The 23875-nt window shown below is 39.6% G+C and carries 28 protein-coding genes and 1 other annotated feature; all 28 genes read left to right on the forward strand.

The genetic code is table 11. The features are described from left to right. The 28 genes from rlmB (at position 1) to rpmC (ending at position 23856) form a co-directional block, all read left to right on the forward strand. Entirely contained in the window at positions 1 to 747 is a 747-nt protein-coding gene (gene rlmB, locus MKZ18_RS00595) for a 23S rRNA (guanosine(2251)-2'-O)-methyltransferase RlmB (protein WP_025909708.1), read from the forward strand. Between the two features lies 1 nt (position 748). After that, a complete protein-coding gene (locus MKZ18_RS00600) occupies positions 749 to 1258 on the forward strand; it encodes an NYN domain-containing protein (RefSeq protein WP_025909709.1) in 510 nt (169 codons plus the stop codon). A gap of 68 nt (positions 1259 to 1326) precedes the next feature. After that, complete coding sequence (gene sigH, locus MKZ18_RS00605) at positions 1327 to 1977, forward strand: RNA polymerase sporulation sigma factor SigH (protein WP_025909710.1); 651 nt, start codon at positions 1327 to 1329, stop codon at positions 1975 to 1977. A 73-nt stretch (positions 1978 to 2050) separates the two neighbouring features. Then, positions 2051 to 2200 (forward strand): 50S ribosomal protein L33, encoded by a 150-nt coding sequence (gene rpmG / locus MKZ18_RS00610; protein ID WP_025909711.1) that lies wholly within the window; start codon positions 2051 to 2053, stop codon positions 2198 to 2200. Between the two features lie 53 nt (positions 2201 to 2253). After that, complete coding sequence (secE, locus tag MKZ18_RS00615) at positions 2254 to 2433, forward strand: preprotein translocase subunit SecE (RefSeq protein WP_025909712.1); 180 nt, start codon at positions 2254 to 2256, stop codon at positions 2431 to 2433. A gap of 193 nt (positions 2434 to 2626) precedes the next feature. Next, a complete protein-coding gene (gene nusG, locus MKZ18_RS00620) occupies positions 2627 to 3160 on the forward strand; it encodes a transcription termination/antitermination protein NusG (protein ID WP_025909713.1) in 534 nt (177 codons plus the stop codon). A gap of 164 nt (positions 3161 to 3324) precedes the next feature. After that, complete coding sequence (gene rplK, locus MKZ18_RS00625) at positions 3325 to 3750, forward strand: 50S ribosomal protein L11 (protein ID WP_025909714.1); 426 nt, start codon at positions 3325 to 3327, stop codon at positions 3748 to 3750. A gap of 108 nt (positions 3751 to 3858) precedes the next feature. Next, on the forward strand, positions 3859 to 4560 hold the full coding sequence (rplA, locus tag MKZ18_RS00630) for a 50S ribosomal protein L1 (RefSeq protein ID WP_025909715.1): 702 nt from the start codon (positions 3859 to 3861) through the stop codon (positions 4558 to 4560). 62 nt (positions 4561 to 4622) lie between these two features. Next, positions 4623 to 4766: a sequence feature (ribosomal protein L10 leader region), on the forward strand. A 41-nt stretch (positions 4767 to 4807) separates the two neighbouring features. Next, positions 4808 to 5308, forward strand: coding sequence for a 50S ribosomal protein L10 (rplJ, locus tag MKZ18_RS00635; protein WP_025909716.1), 501 nt, complete (start codon positions 4808 to 4810; stop codon positions 5306 to 5308). 44 nt (positions 5309 to 5352) lie between these two features. Beyond that, entirely contained in the window at positions 5353 to 5715 is a 363-nt protein-coding gene (gene rplL / locus MKZ18_RS00640; protein ID WP_013054917.1) for a 50S ribosomal protein L7/L12, read from the forward strand. 113 nt (positions 5716 to 5828) lie between these two features. Continuing rightward, positions 5829 to 6431, forward strand: a complete 603-nt coding sequence (locus MKZ18_RS00645) for a class I SAM-dependent methyltransferase (RefSeq protein WP_061784778.1) — start codon at positions 5829 to 5831, stop codon at positions 6429 to 6431. 242 nt (positions 6432 to 6673) lie between these two features. Then, positions 6674 to 10240, forward strand: coding sequence for a DNA-directed RNA polymerase subunit beta (gene rpoB, locus MKZ18_RS00650; RefSeq protein ID WP_025909718.1), 3567 nt, complete (start codon positions 6674 to 6676; stop codon positions 10238 to 10240). Between the two features lie 72 nt (positions 10241 to 10312). Then, positions 10313 to 13906 (forward strand): DNA-directed RNA polymerase subunit beta', encoded by a 3594-nt coding sequence (rpoC, locus tag MKZ18_RS00655; RefSeq protein ID WP_025909719.1) that lies wholly within the window; start codon positions 10313 to 10315, stop codon positions 13904 to 13906. 130 nt (positions 13907 to 14036) lie between these two features. After that, positions 14037 to 14285: a 50S ribosomal protein L7ae-like protein gene (locus MKZ18_RS00660; RefSeq protein ID WP_025909720.1), complete on the forward strand. Its 249-nt coding sequence runs from the start codon at positions 14037 to 14039 to the stop codon at positions 14283 to 14285. Between the two features lie 96 nt (positions 14286 to 14381). Then, positions 14382 to 14804 (forward strand): 30S ribosomal protein S12, encoded by a 423-nt coding sequence (gene rpsL, locus MKZ18_RS00665; protein ID WP_025909721.1) that lies wholly within the window; start codon positions 14382 to 14384, stop codon positions 14802 to 14804. Positions 14805 to 14853: 49 nt separating this feature from the next. Then, complete coding sequence (rpsG, locus tag MKZ18_RS00670) at positions 14854 to 15324, forward strand: 30S ribosomal protein S7 (RefSeq protein WP_013054923.1); 471 nt, start codon at positions 14854 to 14856, stop codon at positions 15322 to 15324. A 63-nt stretch (positions 15325 to 15387) separates the two neighbouring features. Continuing rightward, positions 15388 to 17466, forward strand: coding sequence for an elongation factor G (gene fusA, locus MKZ18_RS00675; RefSeq protein WP_025909722.1), 2079 nt, complete (start codon positions 15388 to 15390; stop codon positions 17464 to 17466). 114 nt (positions 17467 to 17580) lie between these two features. Then, a complete protein-coding gene (tuf, locus tag MKZ18_RS00680) occupies positions 17581 to 18771 on the forward strand; it encodes an elongation factor Tu (RefSeq protein WP_025909723.1) in 1191 nt (396 codons plus the stop codon). A 324-nt stretch (positions 18772 to 19095) separates the two neighbouring features. Continuing rightward, a complete protein-coding gene (gene rpsJ / locus MKZ18_RS00685) occupies positions 19096 to 19404 on the forward strand; it encodes a 30S ribosomal protein S10 (protein ID WP_061784777.1) in 309 nt (102 codons plus the stop codon). Positions 19405 to 19445: 41 nt separating this feature from the next. Further along, positions 19446 to 20075 carry a 50S ribosomal protein L3 gene (gene rplC / locus MKZ18_RS00690; protein WP_025909725.1) on the forward strand — a complete coding sequence of 210 codons (630 nt, stop codon included), beginning with the start codon at positions 19446 to 19448 and terminating at the stop codon, positions 20073 to 20075. 28 nt (positions 20076 to 20103) lie between these two features. Further along, positions 20104 to 20727: a 50S ribosomal protein L4 gene (gene rplD / locus MKZ18_RS00695; protein ID WP_025909726.1), complete on the forward strand. Its 624-nt coding sequence runs from the start codon at positions 20104 to 20106 to the stop codon at positions 20725 to 20727. After that, positions 20727 to 21014, forward strand: coding sequence for a 50S ribosomal protein L23 (rplW, locus tag MKZ18_RS00700; protein WP_061784776.1), 288 nt, complete (start codon positions 20727 to 20729; stop codon positions 21012 to 21014). Before rplD ends, rplW begins: the two co-directional genes overlap by 1 nt. Before the next feature lie 27 nt (positions 21015 to 21041). Further along, entirely contained in the window at positions 21042 to 21872 is an 831-nt protein-coding gene (gene rplB / locus MKZ18_RS00705; protein ID WP_025909728.1) for a 50S ribosomal protein L2, read from the forward strand. Positions 21873 to 21929: 57 nt separating this feature from the next. Beyond that, on the forward strand, positions 21930 to 22208 hold the full coding sequence (rpsS, locus tag MKZ18_RS00710) for a 30S ribosomal protein S19 (RefSeq protein ID WP_025909729.1): 279 nt from the start codon (positions 21930 to 21932) through the stop codon (positions 22206 to 22208). Between the two features lie 19 nt (positions 22209 to 22227). After that, positions 22228 to 22569 (forward strand): 50S ribosomal protein L22, encoded by a 342-nt coding sequence (gene rplV / locus MKZ18_RS00715; RefSeq protein ID WP_025909730.1) that lies wholly within the window; start codon positions 22228 to 22230, stop codon positions 22567 to 22569. Between the two features lie 3 nt (positions 22570 to 22572). Continuing rightward, positions 22573 to 23229: a 30S ribosomal protein S3 gene (rpsC, locus tag MKZ18_RS00720; protein WP_025909731.1), complete on the forward strand. Its 657-nt coding sequence runs from the start codon at positions 22573 to 22575 to the stop codon at positions 23227 to 23229. 2 nt (positions 23230 to 23231) lie between these two features. Further along, positions 23232 to 23666 (forward strand): 50S ribosomal protein L16, encoded by a 435-nt coding sequence (rplP, locus tag MKZ18_RS00725; protein WP_025909732.1) that lies wholly within the window; start codon positions 23232 to 23234, stop codon positions 23664 to 23666. Beyond that, positions 23656 to 23856 carry a 50S ribosomal protein L29 gene (rpmC, locus tag MKZ18_RS00730; RefSeq protein ID WP_025909733.1) on the forward strand — a complete coding sequence of 67 codons (201 nt, stop codon included), beginning with the start codon at positions 23656 to 23658 and terminating at the stop codon, positions 23854 to 23856. Before rplP ends, rpmC begins: the two co-directional genes overlap by 11 nt. Positions 23857 to 23875 lie beyond the last annotated feature (19 nt).

Genomic DNA, 23875 nt, shown 5'->3' on the forward strand with positions numbered 1-23875 from the left:
ATGCAGCAGCAGGATTATATTATCGGACGAAATGCCGTATTAGAAGCATTAAAATCAGAAAGAGAAATTAACAAGTTATGGATTGCAGAGGGCTCTCAGGGGGGATCCATGGGAGAAATTGTGAAATTTGCTAAACGAAACGGCGTATTAGTCCAGTATGTGCCTAAAAAGAAAATTGAACAAATGGTTCAAGGCACGCATCAAGGTGTATTAGCTCTAGTTGCGGCGTATTCATATGCTGAAATTGATGAACTGTTTGAAAAAGCAGCACAAAAAAATGAAGATCCTTTCTTTTTAGTACTAGATGAGTTAGAAGACCCGCATAACTTAGGTTCAATTATGAGAACAGCAGATGCAGTTGGTGCTCACGGGATTATTATTCCAAAGCGCAGATCTGTGGGGTTGACATCAACTGTAGCTAAATCATCAACTGGAGCTATTGAACATATTCCAGTTGCTCGCGTAACGAACTTAGCTCGCACTATTGATGAATTAAAGGAAAGGGGAGTATGGGTAGCTGGTACAGATGCAAAAGAAAGCGATGACTATCGAAACTTAGATGGTACAATGCCACTAGCTTTAGTTATTGGAAGTGAAGGTAAAGGAATGAGTCGCCTTGTTCGAGAAAAGTGTGACTTTTTAGTAAGGCTTCCGATGGTTGGTCACGTAACATCCTTAAATGCATCAGTAGCAGCAAGTTTATTGATGTATGAAGTGTATCGTAAACGTCACCCATTAGGAAGATAAAATGGATATTTTATTAGTAGATGGTTATAACATGATTGGTGCATGGCCTAACTTACGAAATCTACGTGACCATGATTTAGCGGGAGCCCGAGATTTGCTTATTGAAAAGCTTGCTGAGTACCAAGCTTATACAGGCTACCGCGTCATTGTGGTATTTGACGCACATATGGTTCAAGGAATTGAAAAGAAAGCTCATAACTATAAAATTGAAGTCGTTTTTACACGTGAAAATGAAACAGCTGATGAGTATATTGAAAAATTGGCTCAAGATTTAAATAACGTAGCGACACAGGTCCATGTTGCGACATCAGATTTTACTGAACAGTGGGCGATATTTGGTCAAGGAGCATTACGGAAATCCGCCCGGGAATTGTATAATGAAATTCAAGAGATTGAGAGATTTATCAAAATTGAAGTAAAGTCCATTCAAACGCAAAAGCCAGCGGCAAGGATTAAATTGCCTGACGGAGTTGCTGAAATTTTCGAAAAATGGAGACGCGGCGAGAAGTGAGGCTGTTGACGGTGGAGAATTAGCTACTGTATAATATTTCTATCTACTGTGCGGTCAGGGGGATCGATATGGGCGATAACTATGGAAGAAAACTTCATGCTCATTTCGAACAACAAGAAGATGAAGAAGTTGTCGAGCTTGTGCATAAAGGTGACATTGATGCATTAGAGTATTTGATTCACAAGTACAAGAATTTTGTTCGAGCTAAAGCACGGTCGTACTTTTTAATAGGGGCAGATAGAGAAGATATTATTCAAGAAGGCATGATAGGGTTATATAAAGCTATTCGTGACTTTAGAGAAGATAAACTTACTTCATTTAAAGCGTTTGCTGAACTATGTATTACCAGGCAAATCATCACAGCGATTAAAACGGCTACAAGACAAAAGCATATTCCGCTAAATTCTTATGTGTCGTTGGACAAGCCTATTTACGATGAGGAATCTGATCGAACATTGCTAGATGTTATTTCGGGAACCAAGGTCATGAACCCAGAAGAACTCTTGATTAATAGAGAAAAGTTCGATGATATTGAATTAAAGATGGCAGAGCTTTTGAGTGATTTAGAAAGAAAAGTACTCGTATTGTATTTAGACGGTCGCTCTTACCAAGAAATCTCAGAAGATCTAAACCGCCATGTAAAATCAATCGATAATGCGTTGCAGCGAGTTAAACGTAAGCTAGAGCGCTACTTAGAAATCCGTGAAATTACCACGTAGCCTGTATTGACACAGGAAGAAAGTGTGTGATACTTTCTTATAGACATTATCACTTATATAGGTGGCTAACAAAATGCGTAAAAAAGTTGTAATGGCATGTGTAGAATGTGGTAGTCGCAACTATACAACGATGAAAAGTACAGAGCAAAGCAACATTCGTTTAGAGATGAAGAAGTTTTGCAAATCTTGCAACTCACATGTCCAGCATCGTGAAACAAAATAGATTAAAAAGCTGCACAGATTAATACCCCTTTTATTTTAATGGAGGTTACAAACATGAACCGTGTAGGGAAATTTTTGCGTGACGTTGGTCGTGAAATGAAGAAGGTCAGCTGGCCTAAACGAAATGAACTAGTTCGCTATACAATTACAGTTGTTTCTACAGTTATTTTCATGACCGTCTTTTTCGCAGTTGTCGATTATGGAATCTCATCATTGATTCGTTTAATCCCTTGAATAATTTAATGATAATCATGGTATAATGAAACTAAATGATGATTTCTTCTTAAAAAGCCCGGGTACGGGTTTTTTAATTTGTTTTGAGAATGATATGAACTAGAACAGGTGAAGGTTCTAGTTCATCTTCTGTGCAATAGATACTTGAACACTTTATAGGAAGCTGGGAGGGAAGGACATTACGTCCTCAAAAATGGAGAAAAATTGGTATGTTGTTCATACTTATTCAGGGTATGAGAATAAAGTAAAGACGAATTTAGAAAAGCGTGTAGAAACAATGGGCATGCAAGATAAAATCTTCCGCGTGGTGGTACCTGAAGAAGAAGAAAGAGAAATTAAAAACAATAAAGAAAAGATAACAAAGAAGAAAGTATTTCCAGGTTATGTGTTAGTAGAGATTATTATGACAGATGATTCATGGTACGTGGTACGTAACACTCCTGGTGTAACAGGTTTCGTTGGGTCAGCCGGTTCAGGTTCTAAACCGACACCTCTATTACCAGAAGAAGTAGAAATGATTTTAAAGCAAATGGGTATGGATGAAAGTCATGCTGAATTTGACTTTGAGTTAAAAGAAACGGTTCTAGTTAAAGAAGGTCCGTTTGCGAACTTTGAAGGCACAATCGAAGAAATTGATACGGACAAGCGCAAAATTAAAGTTCATGTTGATATGTTCGGACGTCAAACACCTGTTGAGTTAGAGTTTACACAAATTGAAAAAATATAACTTTTAAAACCTTGCATTTCATCTGTTTTAATGTTAATATTTCATAAGTCAGTATGTCTCAATCTTGAGACTAAAACAACTATTTCTTTATTTTATATATAAAGAACTTGGAGTGGGAGGGCATCGCCCTATTACCACATCACGGACTTAAGGAGGTGTGTCTCGTGGCTAAAAAAGTAATTAAACTTGTAAAATTACAAATTCCTGCTGGTAAAGCAAACCCAGCACCACCAGTTGGTCCTGCATTAGGTCAAGCCGGTGTTAACATCATGGGATTCTGTAAAGAATTTAACGCTCGCACAGCTGATCAAGCTGGTTTAATCATTCCTGTTGAAATTACGGTATTTGAAGACCGTTCATTTACATTTATTACGAAAACTCCACCTGCTGCTGTATTACTTAAGAAAGCGGCTGGTATTGAGTCAGGTTCTGGTGAACCAAACCGTAATAAAGTTGCAACAGTCAAGCGTGACAAAGTACGTGAGATTGCTGAAACAAAAATGCCTGACCTAAACGCTGCTAACGTTGAGTCTGCAATGCGTATGGTAGAAGGTACAGCACGTAGCATGGGAATCGTAGTTGAAGACTAATCCCAAATGATTAGGTGTTAGAAGGTTGCGAGATAGGGATAGCTTCCGTTTCGCAACCTTTATTAGTGGGAGGTTATTCCGTTAATACCACATAAGGAGGAAAACAAAATGGCTAAAAAAGGTAAAAAGTACGTTGAAGCTGCGAAGCTTGTAGATCGTACACAAGCTTACTCAGTTCAAGAAGCAATTGAATTAGTAAAGAAAACAAACACAACTAAATTTGATGCAACTGTTGAAGTAGCATTCCGTTTAGGCGTTGACCCTAAGAAAGCTGACCAACAAATTCGTGGTGCAGTAGTACTTCCAAATGGTACTGGTAAAACTCAACGTGTATTAGTATTTGCTAAAGGTGAGAAAGCGAAAGAAGCAGAAGCTGCTGGAGCTGACTACGTTGGCGATTCTGATTACATCAACAAAATCCAACAAGGTTGGTTTGAATTTGACGTAATCGTTGCTACACCAGACATGATGGGTGAAGTTGGTAAACTTGGTCGTGTATTAGGACCAAAAGGCTTAATGCCAAACCCTAAAACTGGTACTGTAACATTCGATGTTGAGAAAGCTGTTAATGAAATCAAAGCTGGTAAAGTAGAATACCGCGTTGATAAAGCTGGTAACATCCACGTACCAATCGGTAAAGTATCATTCGAAGATAGCAAGTTAATTGAAAACTTCACTACAATCTTCGAAACTATGCAAAAAGCTAAGCCTGCAGCTGCAAAAGGAACATATATGAAGAACTTAGCTGTATCTTCAACTATGGGCCCTGGTATCAAAGTTGATATCGCAACTTTCAGCGCAGCTAACTAATTATTGGAAATAAATTGGTGTTGACTTTCTGAGTCCAACTGATTACAATAGATAATGTTGTTAAAAAAATAACATTTGTACCGTAGACAGTAGGTGCCTGTAAGGCTTAATTTCCTACCGAGGTGTGTGTGATAAATTAGTGAACGTTCTGATTCGCTTATAACACCTCCATGTCTTAGTTGTCATGGAGGTGTTTTATTTGCACCTTGTATGAGTGTACGGAAGGAAATCTACAGGAGGTGTAAAAATGAGCAACGTAATTGAACAAAAGAAACAAGTTGTTGATGAAATTGCTGACAAGCTTAAAGCAAGTGGATCAGCAATCGTAGTTGACTACCGTGGGTTAAATGTTGCTGAAGTAACTGAACTTCGTAAGCAATTACGTGACGCGGGAATTGAGTTCAAAGTATACAAAAACACTTTAACTCGCCGTGCTGTAGAAAAGGTTGAACTAAACAGCCTTAACGAAGCGCTAGTTGGTCCAAACGCAATTGCATTTGGTGGAGAAGACGTTATTGCTCCAGCTAAAATTCTTAACAGCTTCGCTAAAGAACACGAAGCGTTAGAAATTAAAGCTGGTGTTATCGAAGGTAATGTAGCAACTGTTGATGAAATTAAAGCTATTGCTGAACTTCCATCTCGCGAAGGCTTACTTTCTATGTTACTTAGCGTTCTTCAAGCTCCAATCCGCAACCTTGCTCTTGCTACAAAAGCTGTGGCAGATCAAAAAGAAGAACAAGGTGCATAATTTAGTCTGTTATATATAACACAATCACAAGGAGGAAATTAACAATGACTCAAGAACAAATCATTGAAGCAGTTAAAAATATGACTGTTTTAGAACTTAACGATTTAGTAAAAGCAATTGAAGAAGAATTTGGCGTAACTGCTGCTGCTCCTGTAGCTGTAGCTGGCGGTGCTGCTGGTGAAGCTGCTGCTGAGAAAACTGAATTTGACCTAGTACTTGAAAGTGCTGGCGGCCAAAAAATCAAAGTTATCAAAGTAGTACGTGAAATCACTGGTCTTGGCTTAAAAGAAGCTAAAGAAATCGTTGATAACGCTCCAAAAGCTCTTAAAGAAGGTATTTCTAAAGAAGAAGCTGAAGAAGCAAAAGCTAAACTTGAAGAAGTTGGCGCTTCTGTAGAAGTTAAGTAATTATTACTTAACATTTGATATGAAAAAGCTCGCTTATTCAAGCGAGCTTTTTTGCTTCTGTTTCTCTATTCGTTTATAGTATTAGAGGATGCCTTTTAGAAGGAGGAGTTCAGTTGACAGAACACTATTTTTCAAACACACCATCGGCTAGCAGTAATGAAGAGACATTTTCGTTTGAACTTCGAGGACAATCTTTTCGTTTCACTAGCGATCATGGTGTTTTCTCTAAAAAAGAAGTTGATTTTGGTTCTCGAGTGCTAATTGACAGCTTTGAGGTTAATAACGTAAAAGGTCCTATTCTAGACGTCGGCTGTGGATATGGTCCTATCGGTTTAGCGATGGCTAAACTTCATCCGGATGAGCAAGTGCATATGGTTGATGTTAACGAGCGCGCATTAGCTTTATCAGAAAAGAATGCAAAAGCTAATGGGATTGATAATGTTCAAATTTATCAGAGCTCTTGCTATAGCAATGTGAAAATTGATCATTTCTCTACTATTCTTACGAACCCACCAATTCGTGCTGGTAAAAAAATTGTACACGAAATTCTTGAAGGGGCATATAGCCATCTCGTTGAACAAGGTGAATTATGGGTCGTGATTCAAAAGAAACAGGGAGCTCCTTCCGCTTTAATGAAACTAGAGTCTCTATTTGAAGAAGTAGAGGTAGTAGAAAAGAAAAAAGGCTATTATATCATACGTGCTAAAAAATGTTGACTAATATTTTTTAGTATGTTAGCATTATAAAATGCCAATATATAAATATTCCATATAGGCCTCTGTTATACATAAAATTGCACGTATAATTTGAGAATGTATGGGAAAACTAATAAAATCAATAGTACGTTTTATGAAATTGTGGTTTTCTATTTAAAGAAACCATTTTTCTTTTGTTCAATAATAAACAATAGTTTATTATATGTCTTGAATAATAACGCTTGATTTGAGGGGTGAATCAGTTGACAGGTCAACTAGTTCAGTATGGACGCCACCGCCAGCGCAGAAGTTATGCTCGTATCAGTGAGGTTCTAGAATTACCAAACTTAATCGAGATTCAAACGGCTTCATACCAATGGTTTTTAGATGAAGGATTACGAGAAATGTTCCAGGATATTTCTCCAATCGATGATTTTACTGGTAATTTATCACTAGAATTTATTGACTACAGCTTAGGTGAGCCAAAGTATTCAGTAGAAGAGTCTAAAGAACGTGATGTAACTTATGCAGCACCTCTTCGTGTTAAGGTGCGTTTAATTAATAAAGAAACAGGTGAAGTAAAAGACCAAGATGTGTTTATGGGTGATTTCCCATTGATGACGGAAACTGGTACGTTTGTTATTAACGGTGCTGAGCGCGTTATCGTATCACAATTGGTACGTTCACCAAGCGTCTACTACAGTGGAAAAGTAGATAAAAATGGTAAAAAGGGATATACAGCTACTGTTATTCCAAACCGTGGAGCATGGTTAGAATATGAAACTGATGCAAAAGACGTCGTTTATGTGCGTATTGATCGTACTCGTAAACTTCCAGTATCAGTACTGTTACGTGCGTTAGGTTTTGGTTCAGACCAAGAGATTATTGATCTAATTGGAGATAATGAGTACATCCGTAACACGCTTGAAAAAGATAACACGGAAAGTACAGAAAAAGCGCTACTAGAAATCTATGAGCGCTTACGTCCAGGTGAGCCACCAACTGTAGAAAATGCAAAATCATTGCTTGTATCTCGATTCTTTGATCCAAAGCGCTATGATTTAGCAAACGTTGGTCGTTACAAGATTAATAAAAAGCTTCATATTAAACATCGTTTGTTTAATCAAAAATTAGCAGAAACATTAGTTGATCATGAAACGGGTGAAATTATTGCTGAAAAAGGTGCAATGATTGATCGTCGTACATTAGATCGCTTAATTCCAATGCTTGAAAGTGGAGTAAACTTCAAAACTTATAGCCCAGTTGGCGGAGTTTTAGAAGACAATGTCACGTTACAATCTATCAAGATTTATGCTCCAAACGATCCGGATGGAGAGAAAGTTATTACAGTTTCCGGTAATGCTTACGTGACAGAAGAAGTAAAGAATATTACACCGGCTGATATTCTAGCATCAATTAGCTACTTCTTTAATTTACTTCACCAAGTAGGGGATACAGATGATATCGACCATTTAGGAAATCGTCGTCTTCGTTCTGTAGGGGAATTGTTGCAAAACCAATTCCGTATTGGTTTATCTCGTATGGAGCGTGTTGTGCGTGAGAGAATGTCTATTCAAGACACGAACACAATTACTCCTCAACAGTTAATCAATATTCGCCCTGTAATTGCTGCTATTAAAGAATTCTTTGGTAGCTCTCAGCTTTCTCAGTTCATGGACCAAACAAACCCGTTAGCTGAATTGACACATAAGCGCCGTCTGTCTGCATTAGGACCAGGTGGTTTGACTCGTGAGCGTGCTGGATTCGAAGTTCGTGACGTTCACTACTCTCACTATGGTCGTATGTGTCCAATCGAAACGCCTGAGGGACCAAACATTGGGTTAATTAACTCATTATCTTCTTATGCAAAAGTAAATAAATTCGGCTTTATTGAAACGCCATATCGTCGTATTGATCCTGAAACAGGTAAAGTTACGTCGAGAATTGATTACTTAACTGCTGATGAAGAAGATAACTATGTAGTTGCTCAAGCGAATGCGCGCTTAGGTGAAGATGGTTCTTTCTTAGATGAAAATGTTGTAGCCCGTTTCCGTGGTGAAAATACAGTTATCCGTCGTGATCGTTTAGATTACATGGACGTATCACCAAAGCAAGTAGTATCCGCGGCAACAGCTTGTATTCCATTCTTAGAGAATGATGACTCAAACCGTGCATTAATGGGTGCCAACATGCAACGTCAAGCAGTACCGTTGTTAAACCCAGAAGCGCCACTTGTTGGAACAGGTATGGAATATGTATCTGGTAAAGACTCAGGAGCTGCAGTTATCTGTAAGCACCCTGGTGTTGTTGAGCGCGTGGAAGCAAAACAAGTTTTTGTTCGTCGTTATGAAGAGGTAGACGGGCAAAAAGTTAAAGGTAACTTAGATAAATACAAGCTTCTTAAGTTTGTTCGTTCGAACCAAGGTACTTGCTACAACCAGCGTCCAATTGTTTCAGTTGGCGATGAAGTTGTAAAAGGTGAAATCCTAGCTGACGGCCCTTCTATGGAAAAAGGAGAGCTTGCATTAGGACGTAACGTTTTAGTAGGTTTCATGACTTGGGACGGATATAACTATGAGGATGCTATTATCATGAGTGAACGTCTTGTAAAAGACGATGTATATACTTCTGTTCATATTGAAGAATATGAGTCTGAGTCTCGTGATACGAAACTAGGACCAGAAGAAATTACACGTGATATTCCAAACGTGGGTGAAGATGCTCTTCGTAACCTAGATGAGCGTGGTATCATTCGCATTGGTGCCGAAGTTAAAGATGGTGATCTTTTAGTTGGTAAAGTAACGCCTAAAGGTGTTACGGAACTAACAGCTGAAGAGCGCTTATTACATGCAATCTTTGGTGAAAAAGCACGTGAGGTTCGCGATACTTCATTACGTGTACCACATGGTGGAGGCGGAATTATCCTTGATGTTAAAGTCTTCAATCGTGAAGATGGCGATGAGTTACCACCAGGTGTAAACCAACTTGTTCGCGTGTATATCGTTCAGAAGCGTAAAATTTCTGAAGGTGACAAAATGGCCGGTCGTCACGGTAACAAAGGTGTAATCTCGCGTATTTTACCAGAGGAAGATATGCCTTACTTACCAGATGGAACTCCAATCGATATCATGTTAAACCCACTAGGGGTACCTTCTCGTATGAACATCGGGCAAGTATTAGAGCTTCATTTAGGTATGGCGGCTCGTAAACTCGGAATTCATGTTGCATCTCCAGTATTTGATGGTGCTCGTGAAGAAGATGTTTGGGCGACGATTGAAGAGGCAGGCATGTCACGTGATGCGAAAACTGTATTATACGATGGTCGTACAGGTGAACCTTTCGATAATCGTGTATCAGTAGGTATTATGTACATGATTAAACTTGCTCACATGGTAGACGATAAGCTTCACGCACGTTCTACTGGACCATATTCACTTGTTACCCAACAGCCATTAGGTGGTAAAGCGCAATTTGGTGGACAACGTTTTGGAGAGATGGAAGTATGGGCGCTGGAAGCATACGGTGCTGCTTATACGCTACAAGAGATTCTAACTGTGAAGTCGGATGATGTTGTTGGTCGTGTGAAAACATATGAAGCCATCGTAAAAGGCGAAAATATTCCAGAACCAGGTATACCTGAATCATTCAAAGTATTAATTAAAGAATTACAAAGTTTAGGTATGGATGTAAAAATGCTTTCAGCTGATGAGCAAGAGATTGACATTGTAGATTCAGAGGATGATCAAGAACAACAATCCGAATCTATTATGTCTGATATAGAACCAGAAGGAATTTCTGAAGGTCAAAAAGACCCTGTTATCAAAGAGTAAGGAATTACTTTCATATAAAAGTATACGCACGTTAAGGGAAAAAACCTGTAGATTAAAAGGGAGGTAGGCTCCTTGCTAGATGTAAATAACTTTGAGTATATGAAAATTGGTCTAGCTTCGCCAGATAAAATTCGCTCTTGGTCATACGGTGAGGTAAAAAAACCGGAAACGATCAACTATCGTACATTAAAACCTGAAAAAGATGGTTTGTTTTGTGAGCGCATCTTTGGTCCACAAAAGGACTGGGAGTGCCACTGTGGTAAATACAAACGCGTTCGTTACAAAGGCGTAGTATGTGACCGCTGTGGAGTAGAAGTAACAAGAGCAAAAGTACGTCGTGAACGTATGGGACATATTGAACTAGCTGCACCTGTTTCACATATTTGGTACTTCAAAGGTATCCCTAGCCGCATGGGACTTGTCTTAGACATGTCCCCTCGTGCGCTAGAGGAAATTATCTATTTTGCTTCATATGTTGTAACAGATGCTGGTGATACACCGCTTGAAAAGAAACAGCTATTATCTGAAAAAGAATATCGTGCATATCGTGAAAAGTATGGAAAAACTTTCCATGCAGCGATGGGTGCGGAAGCTGTTAAGAAATTATTACAAGACATCGATCTTGACAAAGAAGTAGATGCTCTAAAAGAAGAGCTTAAAACTGCTCAAGGTCAACGTCGTACACGTGCAATTAAGCGTTTAGAAGTGTTGGAAGCTTTCCGTCACTCTGGTAATGAGCCTTCTTGGATGATCTTAGATGTTTTACCGGTTATCCCACCGGAACTTCGTCCAATGGTTCAATTAGATGGTGGACGTTTTGCAACTTCTGACCTAAATGATTTATATCGTCGTGTAATTAACCGTAACAACCGCTTAAAACGTTTACTAGATCTTGGAGCTCCTAGCATTATCGTTCAAAACGAAAAGCGTATGCTTCAAGAAGCTGTAGATGCTTTAATCGATAACGGTCGTCGTGGGCGCCCTGTAACAGGTCCTGGTAACCGTCCGTTAAAATCTCTTTCACATATGTTAAAAGGTAAGCAAGGACGCTTCCGTCAAAACTTACTGGGTAAACGTGTTGACTACTCTGGGCGTTCTGTAATCGTTGTAGGACCGAACTTAAAGATGTATCAATGTGGTTTACCAAAAGAAATGGCGTTAGAACTATTTAAGCCGTTTGTTATGAAAGAGTTAGTTGAGCGTGGTTTAGCTCATAACATCAAGAGTGCGAAACGTAAAATCGAGCGCGTTCAACCTGAAGTATGGGACGTATTAGAATCGGTTATTAAAGAGCATCCAGTTCTGTTAAACCGTGCACCTACGCTTCACAGACTTGGTATCCAAGCGTTTGAACCTACATTAGTAGAAGGTCGTGCAATCCGTCTACATCCACTTGTATGTACAGCATACAATGCGGACTTTGATGGTGACCAAATGGCCGTTCACGTACCGTTATCTGCAGAAGCACAAGCAGAAGCGCGCATCTTAATGTTAGCAGCGCAAAACATCCTGAATCCAAAAGATGGTAAACCAGTTGTTACACCATCTCAAGATATGGTATTAGGTAATTACTACTTAACACTTGAGCGTGAAGACGCAGTGGGTGAAGGTATGGTATTTAAAGATACAAATGAGGCGTTGCTGGCATACCAAAACGGATATGTACATTTACATACTCGTGTTGGTGTATACGCTGGTTCTTTAAATAACCAAACATTTACTGAAGCACAAAATCAACAATTGTTAGTGACGACTGTAGGTAAGCTTGTATTTAACGAAATCTTACCGGAATCATTCCCGTATATTAACGAACCAACAAGAGAAAACCTTGAAGTTAAGACACCGGATAAATACTTTGTTGAAAAAGGTGCTGACGTAAAAGAATTCATTAAAAATCAACCTGCAATTGCACCATTTAAGAAAAAAATCTTAGGTAATATCATTGCTGAAGTATTCAAACGCTTTAAGATTACTGAAACGTCTAAAATGCTTGATCGCATGAAAGACTTAGGTTTCAAATATTCTACTAAAGCTGGTATTACAGTTGGTGTAGCAGATATCGTTGTATTAGGTGAAAAAGAAGTTATCTTACAAGAAGCGCAAGCTAAAGTAGATAATGTTCTAAAACAATTCCGTCGTGGTTTAATTACTGAAGATGAGCGTTATGATCGCGTAATCTCAATTTGGAGTAGTGCGAAAGACGTTATCCAAGGTAAGCTGATGGAATCCTTAGATAAACGAAATCCAATCTTTATGATGAGTGACTCTGGTGCCCGTGGTAACGCATCTAACTTCACGCAGCTTGCTGGTATGCGTGGTCTGATGGCTAACCCGTCTGGACGTATCATCGAGTTACCAATCAAATCAAGTTTCCGTGAAGGTTTAACAGTATTAGAATACTTTATCTCTACTCACGGTGCGCGTAAAGGTCTTGCTGATACAGCCCTTAAAACAGCTGACTCAGGTTATCTTACTCGCCGTCTTGTTGATGTGGCTCAAGATGTTATCGTTCGTGATGATGATTGCGGTACAGACCGAGGAATCTTGGCTGTTGCAATCAAAGAAGGCACGGAGGAAATCGAAAAGCTGGATGAGCGTCTAATTGGACGTTATGCACGTAAAACTGTTGTTCATCCAGAAACAAACGAAGTACTTGTAGCAGAAAATGAATTAATTACAGAAGATCTAGCTGAAGAAATTGTAAATGCTGGTGTTGAAGAAGTATGGATTCGTTCTGCGTTTACTTGTAACACTCGTCATGGAGTATGTAAAAAATGTTACGGACGTAACTTGGCAACTGGTTCAGAAGTTGAAGTTGGTGAAGCAGTTGGTATTATCGCTGCTCAATCAATCGGTGAGCCAGGTACACAGTTAACGATGCGTACATTCCATACTGGTGGGGTTGCCGGAGATGACATCACTCAAGGTTTACCTCGTATCCAAGAGATCTTTGAAGCTCGTAACCCTAAAGGCCAAGCTGTTATTTCAGAAATCGAAGGTACCGTTACTTCAATTACTGAAGGACGTGACCGTCAGCATGAAATTACAGTTCAAGGTGACATTGAAACACGCTCTTACACAGCTCCTTACAGTGCACGCTTGAAGGTAGCTGAAGGCCAAGAGATTGCTCGTGGTCAAGAGTTAACAGAAGGTTCAATTGATCCGAAAGAGTTATTAAAAGTAAAAGATATCACTGCTGTTCAAGAATACCTGCTACGTGAAGTACAAAAAGTATACCGTATGCAAGGGGTAGAAATTGGTGATAAGCACGTTGAAGTAATGGTACGCCAAATGCTTCGTAAAGTGAGAGTAATGGATTCTGGAGATACAGATGTATTACCAGGTTCACTATTAGATATTCACCAATTCACTGATGCTAACGAAAAAGTGTTACTAGAGGGCAATCGTCCAGCTACTGGTCGACCTGTACTACTTGGTATCACAAAAGCATCTCTTGAAACGGATTCCTTCTTATCAGCAGCATCATTCCAAGAAACTACTCGTGTTCTTACAGATGCAGCTATTAAAGGAAAACGTGATGAACTATTAGGTCTTAAAGAGAACGTTATTATTGGTAAACTTGTTCCTGCTGGTACTGGTATGAATAGATATCGTAATGCTGAACCAGTTAAAAATCAGGTTGAAGAGCCAGTAACAATCGATTAATAAGTAGTCATTTTTCTAGAATGGATGTTTTTTTAAAAAAACTGCATCGTGCAGTTGACATCCATTCTAGGGAATGATACTATATCAAAGGTGCTCCTATAAACTACCTGTTGCTTTGGAGGATATGATAATGTCTTATGAAAAAGTATCACAGGCTGATCATATTATTGTAGGAACTAAGCAGACAGTGAAAGCTTTAAAAAAAGGAATTGTAAAGGAAGTTATACTTGCGGATAATGCAGACACCTACATTACCGACTTGGTAGTGAAAGTTGCTGTGCAAGAAAACACCCCTTACAGTTTTGTTAACTCTATGAAAGAGCTTGGAAAAGCTTGTGGAATAGAAGTAGATGCGGCAGCTGTTGCAATTATTAGTTAACACGTTTTTGGACTAGTGTTCAAAAACTTTGTTTTTTGCTAAAAAATGAACCACCTGGATGTGTGGTCTTACAAAAGCTGAAAGGAGGAAATTTAAATGCCTACTATTAATCAACTAATCCGTAAAGGTCGTGTGAGCAAGGTTCAAAAATCTGACTCACCTGCTTTAAACAAAGGTTACAACAGCTTTAAAAAAGCTCAAACTAACCAATCTTCTCCACAAAAACGTGGTGTATGTACACGTGTGGGTACTATGACACCGAAGAAACCGAACTCGGCTCTTCGTAAATATGCTCGTGTACGTTTAACTAACGGTATCGAGGTTACTGCTTATATCCCAGGTATTGGTCACAACTTACAAGAACACAGCGTGGTACTTATCCGCGGTGGACGTGTAAAAGATTTACCAGGGGTACGTTACCATATCGTACGTGGTGCGTTAGATACTGCTGGTGTGGATGGCCGTATGCAAGGTCGTTCTAAATATGGTACTAAGCGACCAAAAGCAGCTAAAAAATAATATAAACAACAAATAGAATTATTCTCATAAGTGAAAGGAGGAAATTAGAATGCCACGTAAGGGTCCTGTTGCAAAGAGAGACGTATTACCAGATCCAATTTACAATTCAAAGCTTGTATCACGCTTAATCAACAAAATGATGCTTGATGGAAAGCGCGGTAAATCACAAGCTATTCTTTATAGAGCATTCGATCTAGTACAAGAGCGCAGTGGTAAAGAAGCTATGGAAGTATTCGACCAAGCTCTTAAAAACATCATGCCTGTATTAGAAGTTAGAGCACGCCGTGTAGGGGGTTCTAACTACCAAGTTCCTGTAGAAGTACGTCCAGAGCGTCGTACAACTCTAGGTCTTCGTTGGTTAGTAAACTATGCTCGTCTTCGTGGAGAAAAAACGATGGAAGAGCGTTTAGCTAACGAAATCCTTGACGCAGCTAACAACACTGGTGCTGCAGTTAAGAAACGTGAAGATACTCATAAAATGGCAGAAGCGAACAAAGCGTTTGCTCACTACCGTTGGTAATCTTTTAACGAATCAACTTAAAAAACTAATTATAATTATAATATGGAAGGAGAAATACCTAACATGGCAAGAGAGTTCTCCTTAGAAAACACTCGTAATATTGGTATCATGGCTCATATTGATGCTGGTAAAACAACAACAACTGAGCGTGTTCTTTATTATACTGGTCGTATCCATAAAATTGGTGAAACTCATGAAGGAGCTTCCCAAATGGACTGGATGGAGCAGGAGCAAGAGCGTGGTATTACAATCACGTCTGCTGCAACAACTGCTTCTTGGAAAGGTCACCGTGTTAACATCATCGATACTCCTGGACATGTAGACTTCACTGTAGAAGTTGAACGTTCACTTCGTGTACTTGATGGTGCGGTGGCAGTTCTTGATGCTCAATCTGGTGTTGAGCCTCAAACAGAAACTGTATGGCGTCAGGCTACTACATACGGTGTACCGCGTGTAGTATTCGTAAACAAAATGGATAAAATCGGTGCTGACTTCTTGTACTCTGTTAAAACGATTCATGATCGTTTAGGTGCAAATGCTCACCCAATCCAATTGCCAATCGGTGCTGAAGATCAATTCACGGGAATCATTGACTTAGTGGAAATGAAAGCTTACCACTACGGTAATGACCTAGGAACTGATATTCAAGAAATTGAGATCCCAGAAGAATACAAAGAATTAGCTGAAGAATATAATGCTAAACTTGTAGAAGCTGCTGCAGAACTTGATGAAGAATTAATGATGAAGTATCTTGAAGAAGGCGAGCTTAGCGTTGAAGAACTAAAAGCTGCTATCCGTAAAGGTACTTGTGACGTTGAATTCTTCCCAGTTCTTTGTGGATCAGCGTTCAAAAACAAAGGTGTACAATTAATGTTGAACTCGGTAATAGATTACTTACCAGCTCCAACAGATGTACCAGCAATCAAAGGTATCACTCCTGATACTGATGAAGAAGTTGTACGTCCATCTAGCGACGACGCTCCATTCTCAGCTTTAGCGTTTAAAGTAATGACAGATCCATACGTAGGGAAATTAACATTCTTCCGCGTATATTCTGGAATTCTTAACTCTGGTTCTTATGTACAGAACTCTACAAAAGGTAAGCGTGAGCGTGTAGGACGTATCCTACAAATGCATGCTAACTCTCGTGAAGAGATTTCAGCTGTATATGCTGGAGATATCGCTGCTGCTGTAGGTTTGAAAGATACTACTACTGGTGACACTTTATGTGATGAAAAGAATCTTGTTATTCTTGAGTCTATGGAGTTCCCAGAGCCAGTTATTTCATTATCTGTTGAGCCTAAGTCAAAAGCTGACCAAGATAAGATGACAACTGCTCTTCAAAAACTACAAGAAGAAGATCCAACTTTCCGTGCGGAAACTAACACAGAGACTGGTCAAATCATCATCTCTGGTATGGGTGAACTTCACTTAGATATCATCGTTGACCGTATGCGTCGCGAGTTCAAAGTAGAAGCTAACGTTGGTGCTCCTCAAGTAGCATACCGTGAAACTTTCCGCGGTTCTGCGAAAGTTGAAGGTAAATTTGCACGTCAATCTGGTGGTCGTGGACAATTCGGTCACGTTTGGATTGAGTTTGAACCGAACGAAGAAGGTAAAGGCTTCGAATTCGAAAACAAAATTGTTGGTGGTGTAGTTCCACGTGAATACATCCCTGCAGTTCAAGCTGGTCTTGAAGATGCACTTCAAAACGGTGTATTAGCAGGTTACCCAGTAATCGATGTTAAAGCTGCTTTAGTAGACGGTTCTTACCATGACGTTGACTCAAGTGAGATGGCGTTTAAAATTGCTGCTTCTATGGCACTTAAAAACGCAGTTTCAAAATGTAACCCAGTTATTCTTGAGCCAATGATGAAAGTTGAAGTTGTAATTCCTGATGAGTACTTAGGTGACATCATGGGTGACATCACTTCTCGTCGTGGACGTGTAGAAGGTATGGAAGCTCGCGGAAACGCTCAAGTAGTACGCGCATTCGTACCACTTTCTGAAATGTTTGGTTATGCAACTGCATTACGTTCTAATACTCAAGGTCGTGGAAACTACTCAATGCACTTTGATCATTATGAAGAAGTACCAAAGTCTATTTCAGAAGAAATTATTAAAAAAAATAAAGGTGAATAATTGATTTTCACTCTTTATTAAAGTATAACTACTTATGTACGCTGTGAAAGTGGAGTTGATTCCTTTTCACGGCCTCATAAATTTACATTATAAGAAATTAAGGAGGCGTTACGAATGGGTAAAGAAAAATTCGACCGTTCAAAAACACATGCCAATATTGGTACAATTGGTCACGTTGACCATGGTAAAACAACTTTAACAGCTGCTATCACTACTGTACTTGCTAAGAAAAGCGGTAAAGGTGCAGCTATGGCTTATGACATGATCGACGCTGCTCCAGAAGAGCGCGAGCGTGGAATCACAATCTCAACTGCACACGTTGAGTATGAAACTGACACTCGTCACTATGCACACGTTGACTGCCCAGGACATGCTGACTACGTTAAAAACATGATCACTGGTGCTGCACAAATGGATGGCGGTATCTTAGTAGTATCTGCTGCTGATGGCCCAATGCCACAAACTCGTGAGCACATCCTTCTTTCTCGTCAAGTAGGTGTTCCATACCTAGTTGTATTCTTAAACAAATGTGACATGGTAGACGACGAAGAGTTACTTGAATTAGTAGAAATGGAAGTACGTGACCTTCTTTCTGAATACGACTTCCCAGGTGACGATGTACCGGTAATCAAAGGTTCTGCTCTTAAAGCTCTTGAAGGAGATGCTGATTGGGAAGCTAAAATCATCGAGCTTATGGACGCTGTTGATGAGTACATCCCAACTCCAGAGCGTGACACTGAAAAACCATTCATGATGCCAGTTGAGGACGTATTCTCAATCACTGGTCGTGGTACAGTTGCTACTGGTCGTGTTGAGCGTGGACAAGTTAAAGTTGGTGACGTTGTAGACATCATCGGTTTAGCTGAAGAATCAAAATCTACTACTGTAACTGGTGTAGAAATGTTCCGTAAGCTTCTTGACTATGCTGAAGCTGGTGACAACATCGGTGCTTTACTTCGCGGTGTTTCTCGTGAAGATATCCAACGTGGACAAGTACTAGCTAAACCAGGTACAATCACTCCACACACTAAATTCAAAGCTGAAGTATACGTTCTTTCTAAAGAAGAAGGTGGACGTCACACTCCATTCTTCAGCAACTACCGTCCTCAGTTCTACTTCCGTACAACTGATGTAACTGGTATTTGTAACTTACCAGAAGGCGTAGAAATGGTAATGCCTGGCGACAACATCGAAATGACTGTTGAACTTATTGCTCCAATCGCGATTGAAGAAGGTACTAAATTCTCAATCCGTGAAGGTGGACGTACAGTAGGCGCTGGCGTTGTAGCTACAATCACTGAGTAATCTTTTACTCTTTAAAAAAGAAGCAGGATTTCCTGCTTCTTTTTTTTGGTCATAAAAGGTAAATAGAGAATTTATGATTACACTTGCATTGTGTATTTGTTTTATATATAATGAAAAAAGTGCGCAACAGAAAAAAAAGTTTTATATTTTATATAAAAGACTGTTGCAATACCGACCCATTTTTAGTACAATAAGAATGTTGGTCTTTGACTGCGATGATGCGGAAGGTTGCCGACACACCCGGCCGCTTTGCCATGGCGAGTGTGGGGAAATTTCCGCGGAGAATGTCTATTTAGAAAGATAGGCGAAAAAGGAGGGAAAATAATGGCAAAAGAAAAAATTCGCATTCGTTTAAAAGCATACGATCACAGAATTCTTGATCAATCAGCTGAGAAAATCGTAGAAACTGCTAAACGCTCTGGCGCTACAGTATCTGGTCCGATTCCGTTACCAACTGAGAAATCAGTTTATACAATTCTACGTGCTGTGCACAAATATAAAGATTCTCGTGAGCAATTCGAAATGCGCACGCATAAACGCTTAATTGATATCGTGAATCCAACACCACAAACTGTTGATTCATTAATGCGTTTAGATTTACCATCTGGTGTAGATATCGAAATTAAACTTTAATTTAAAATAAAGAATGAAGACATACTTAGGAGGTGTGACTAATGGCCAAAGGAATCTTAGGAAGAAAGATCGGTATGACTCAAGTATTCGCTGAAAACGGTGATTTAATCCCTGTAACAGTAATTGAAGCTACTCCAAACGTAGTTCTTCAAGTTAAAAACGCTGAGACAGACAGTTACGAAGCAATCCAATTAGGTTTTGAAGATATTCGTGAGAAATTATCTAACAAACCTGCTAAAGGACACGCTTCTAAAGCTAATACTGCTCCTAAGCGCTTCATCCGTGAGTTACGCGGAGTGAACGCTTCAGAATATGAAGTTGGTCAAGAAGTCAAGGTTGATATTTTCGCAGAAGGCGATGTAATCGATGTAACAGGAGTTTCAAAAGGTAAAGGTTTCCAAGGTGCTATTAAACGCCACGGACAATCTCGTGGACCAATGTCTCACGGTTCTCGTTACCACCGTCGCCCAGGTTCAATGGGTCCTGTTGCTCCAAACCGCGTATTCAAAGGTAAATTATTACCAGGACGCATGGGTGGAGAGCGCATTACAGTTCAAAACTTATCAATCGTAAAAGTTGACGTAGAACGCAACCTTTTATTAGTAAAAGGTAACGTGCCAGGAGCTAGAAAATCTCTAGTAACTGTGAAATCTGCGGTTAAATCTAAATAATAATTCTTCGAGAAAGGAGGAATAACCAATGCCAAAAGTAGCATTGTTTAACCAAGACGGTAAAAACGTTGGTGAAATCGAATTACAAGATGCCGTATTCGGTATCGAACCTAATAACAAAGTACTTTTTGATGCAATCATCATGCAACGTGCAGCGATGCGTCAAGGTACTTCTAAAGTAAAAAATCGTTCTGAAGTACGTGGTGGTGGTCGTAAGCCATGGCGTCAAAAAGGTACTGGTCGTGCACGTCAAGGATCTATCCGTTCTCCACAATGGCGTGGTGGTGGCGTAGTATTTGGTCCAGTTCCAAGAAGCTATAGCTACAAATTACCTAAAAAAGTTCGTCGTTTAGCTATTAAGTCTGCTTTATCTACAAAAGTTCAAGATAACAGCATTGTTGTACTTGAAGCTTTATCTTTTGATGCTCCAAAAACAAAAGAGATGGTAGCAGTTCTTAAAAACCTAACAGTAGAGCGCAAAGCATTAGTAGTAACTGCTGATCTTAACGAAAATGTTGCACTTTCAGCACGTAACATTCCTGGTGTAACAGTTGTTACAGCTAACGGATTAAGCGTATTAGACGTTGTTAATCACGATAAGCTTGTAATCACTAAAGACGCAGTTGAAAAAGTAGAGGAGGTGCTTGCATAATGAAAGATCCTCGTGATATTATTAAGCGCCCCGTAATTACAGAACGTTCAACAGACTTAATGACTGAGAAGAAATACACTTTTGAAGTTGATGTAAAAGCTAATAAAACTGAAGTTAAAGATGCGATCGAAAGAATCTTTGACGTAAAAGTTGAAAAAGTAAACATCATGAACTACAAAGGTAAATTCAAACGTGTAGGTCGTTATAGCGGTCTTACAAACCGTCGTCGTAAAGCGGTAGTAACGCTAACTCAAGAAAGCAACGAAATCGAATTCTTCGAAGCTTAAGATTAATAGAGAAGGAGGGAAATTGAGATGGCGATTAAAAAGTACAAACCAACCTCAAATGGTCGTCGTGGTATGTCGGTTTCAGATTTCGCTGAAATCACTACTGACAAACCAGAAAAATCGTTACTTGCACCTGTTACACGCAAAGGTGGTCGTAACAACCAAGGTAAAATCACTGTTCGTCACCAAGGTGGTGGGCACAAACGTCAATACCGTATCATCGACTTTAAACGTGATAAAGATGGAATACCTGGACGCGTTGCTACAGTCGAGTATGATCCAAACCGTTCAGCAAACATCGCATTAATCAATTATGCTGATGGTGAAAAACGTTACATTCTTGCTCCTAAAAACCTTAAAGTAGGTATGGAAGTTATGTCAGGTACTGAAGCTGACATTAAAGTAGGTAACGCTCTTCCACTAGCAAACATTCCTGTTGGTACAGTAGTACACAACATCGAATTAAAACCAGGTAAAGGTGGACAATTAGTACGTTCAGCGGGTGCTTCTGCACAAGTACTTGGTAAAGAAGGTAAATACGTATTAGTACGTTTAACTTCTGGTGAAGTTCGCATGATCCTAGCTACTTGCCGCGCTACTGTAGGTCAAGTAGGTAATGAACAACACGAACTAATCAACATTGGTAAAGCTGGTCGTTCTCGTTGGTTAGGTATTCGTCCAACTGTTCGTGGTTCTGTAATGAACCCTAATGATCACCCACACGGTGGTGGTGAAGGACGTTCACCTATCGGACGTAAGTCTCCAATGAGTCCATGGGGCAAACCAACACTTGGATTTAAAACTCGTAAGAAGAAAAATAAATCCGATAAATTTATCGTTCGTCGTCGTAAAAAATAACGGGATTGAGCTACGGTTCAAGCGAACCGTAGAACAATCACGAAGGGAGGTTCACTTATGGGTCGCAGCTTAAAAAAAGGACCTTTTGTTGATGGACACTTAATTAATAAAATTGAGAAGTTAAATGAAACAGACAGCAAACAAGTTGTTAAGACTTGGTCTCGTCGTTCAACTATTTTTCCTCAATTCATTGGTCACACTATTGCTGTATATGACGGTCGTAAACATGTACCTGTTTATGTAACTGAAGATATGGTAGGTCATAAACTTGGTGAATTCGCACCAACTCGTACTTATAAAGGTCACGCAAGTGACGATAAGAAAACAAGACGCTAATATGAGAGGAGGCTTTTAAATGCAAGCTAAAGCTGTTGCGAGAACAGTACGTATTGCTCCTCGTAAAGTTCGTTTAGTTGTAGATTTAATTCGAGGTAAGCAAGTGGGTGAAGCATTAGCAGTGCTACTTCACACGCCTAAGGCTGCTTCTCCGGTTGTTGAGAAACTATTAAAATCTGCTATTGCCAATGCAGAACACAATTATGAAATGGACGCTAACAACTTAGTTGTTTCTGAAGTTTTTGTTGACGAAGGTCCAACTTTAAAACGTTTCCGTCCACGTGCTCAAGGTCGTGCAAGCCAAATTAACAAACGCACAAGCCACATTACAATCGTGGTATCAGAAAAGAAGGAGGGATAATTCATGGGTCAAAAGGTAAATCCAGTTGGTCTACGCGTCGGCATCATCCGTGATTGGGAATCAAGATGGTTCGCTGGTAAAGACTATGCTGACTTATTACATGAAGACTTAAAAGTACGTGAATATATCGCTAAACGTCTTAACGATGCAGCTGTTTCTAAAGTAGAAATCGAACGTGCTGCTAACCGTTTAAACGTAACGATCCACACTGCAAAACCTGGTATGGTAATTGGTAAAGGTGGTACTGAAGTTGAAGCACTTCGTAAAGCTCTTAACCAATTAACAGGCAAGCGTGTACACATCAACATTTTAGAAATTAAAAGAGCTGACTTAGATGCTAAGCTTGTTGCTGAAAACATCGCTCGTCAACTTGAAAATCGTGTATCATTCCGTCGTGCGCAAAAGCAATCAATTCAACGCACAATGCGTGCTGGTGCACAAGGTATCAAAACAATGGTATCTGGTCGTCTAGGCGGAGCTGACATTGCTCGCTCTGAATACTATAGTGAAGGTACAGTTCCACTTCATACACTTCGCGCTGATATCGATTATGCTCATGCTGAAGCAGATACAACTTACGGTAAGCTTGGCGTGAAAGTATGGATCTATCGTGGAGAAGTCCTTCCTACTAAAAAGAAATCTGAGGAAGGAGGAAAATAATAATGTTATTGCCAAAACGCGTTAAATATCGTCGCGAACACCGCGGAAAAATGCGAGGACGTGCAAAAGGTGGTACTGAAGTACACTTCGGTGAGTTCGGTTTACAAGCTTTAGAAGCTTCTTGGATTACAAACCGTCAAATCGAATCTGCTCGTATCGCTATGACTCGTTACATGAAACGTGGCGGTAAAGTATGGATTAAAATTTTCCCTTCTAAACCTTATACTGCTAAACCACTAGAAGTGCGCATGGGTTCTGGTAAAGGTGCACCTGAAGGTTGGGTAGCTGTTGTTAAGCCTGGTAAAGTAATGTTTGAAATCTCAGGCGTATCTGAAGAAGTTGCTCGTGAAGCATTACGTTTAGCAGCTCACAAGCTACCAGTAAAGTGTAAGTTTGTAAAACGTGAAGAAATTGGTGGTGAATCTAATGAAAGCTAATGAAATTCGTGACCTTACCACTGCCGAAATTGAACAAAAAGTTAAAGCTTTAAAAGAAGAGTTATTCAACCTTCGTTTCCAATTAGCGACTGGACAATTAGAGAATACTACTCGTATTCGCGAAGTACGCAAAGCGATTGCTCGCATGAAGACTGTAGTTCGTGAAAGAGAGATCGCTGCTAATAAATAATAAGTCTGAGAGGAGGCTT

Origin of the sequence: Priestia sp. FSL W8-0001 (assembly GCF_038050335.1) — a bacterium.
In the GTDB taxonomy this organism is placed as follows: domain Bacteria; phylum Bacillota; class Bacilli; order Bacillales; family Bacillaceae_H; genus Priestia; species Priestia flexa.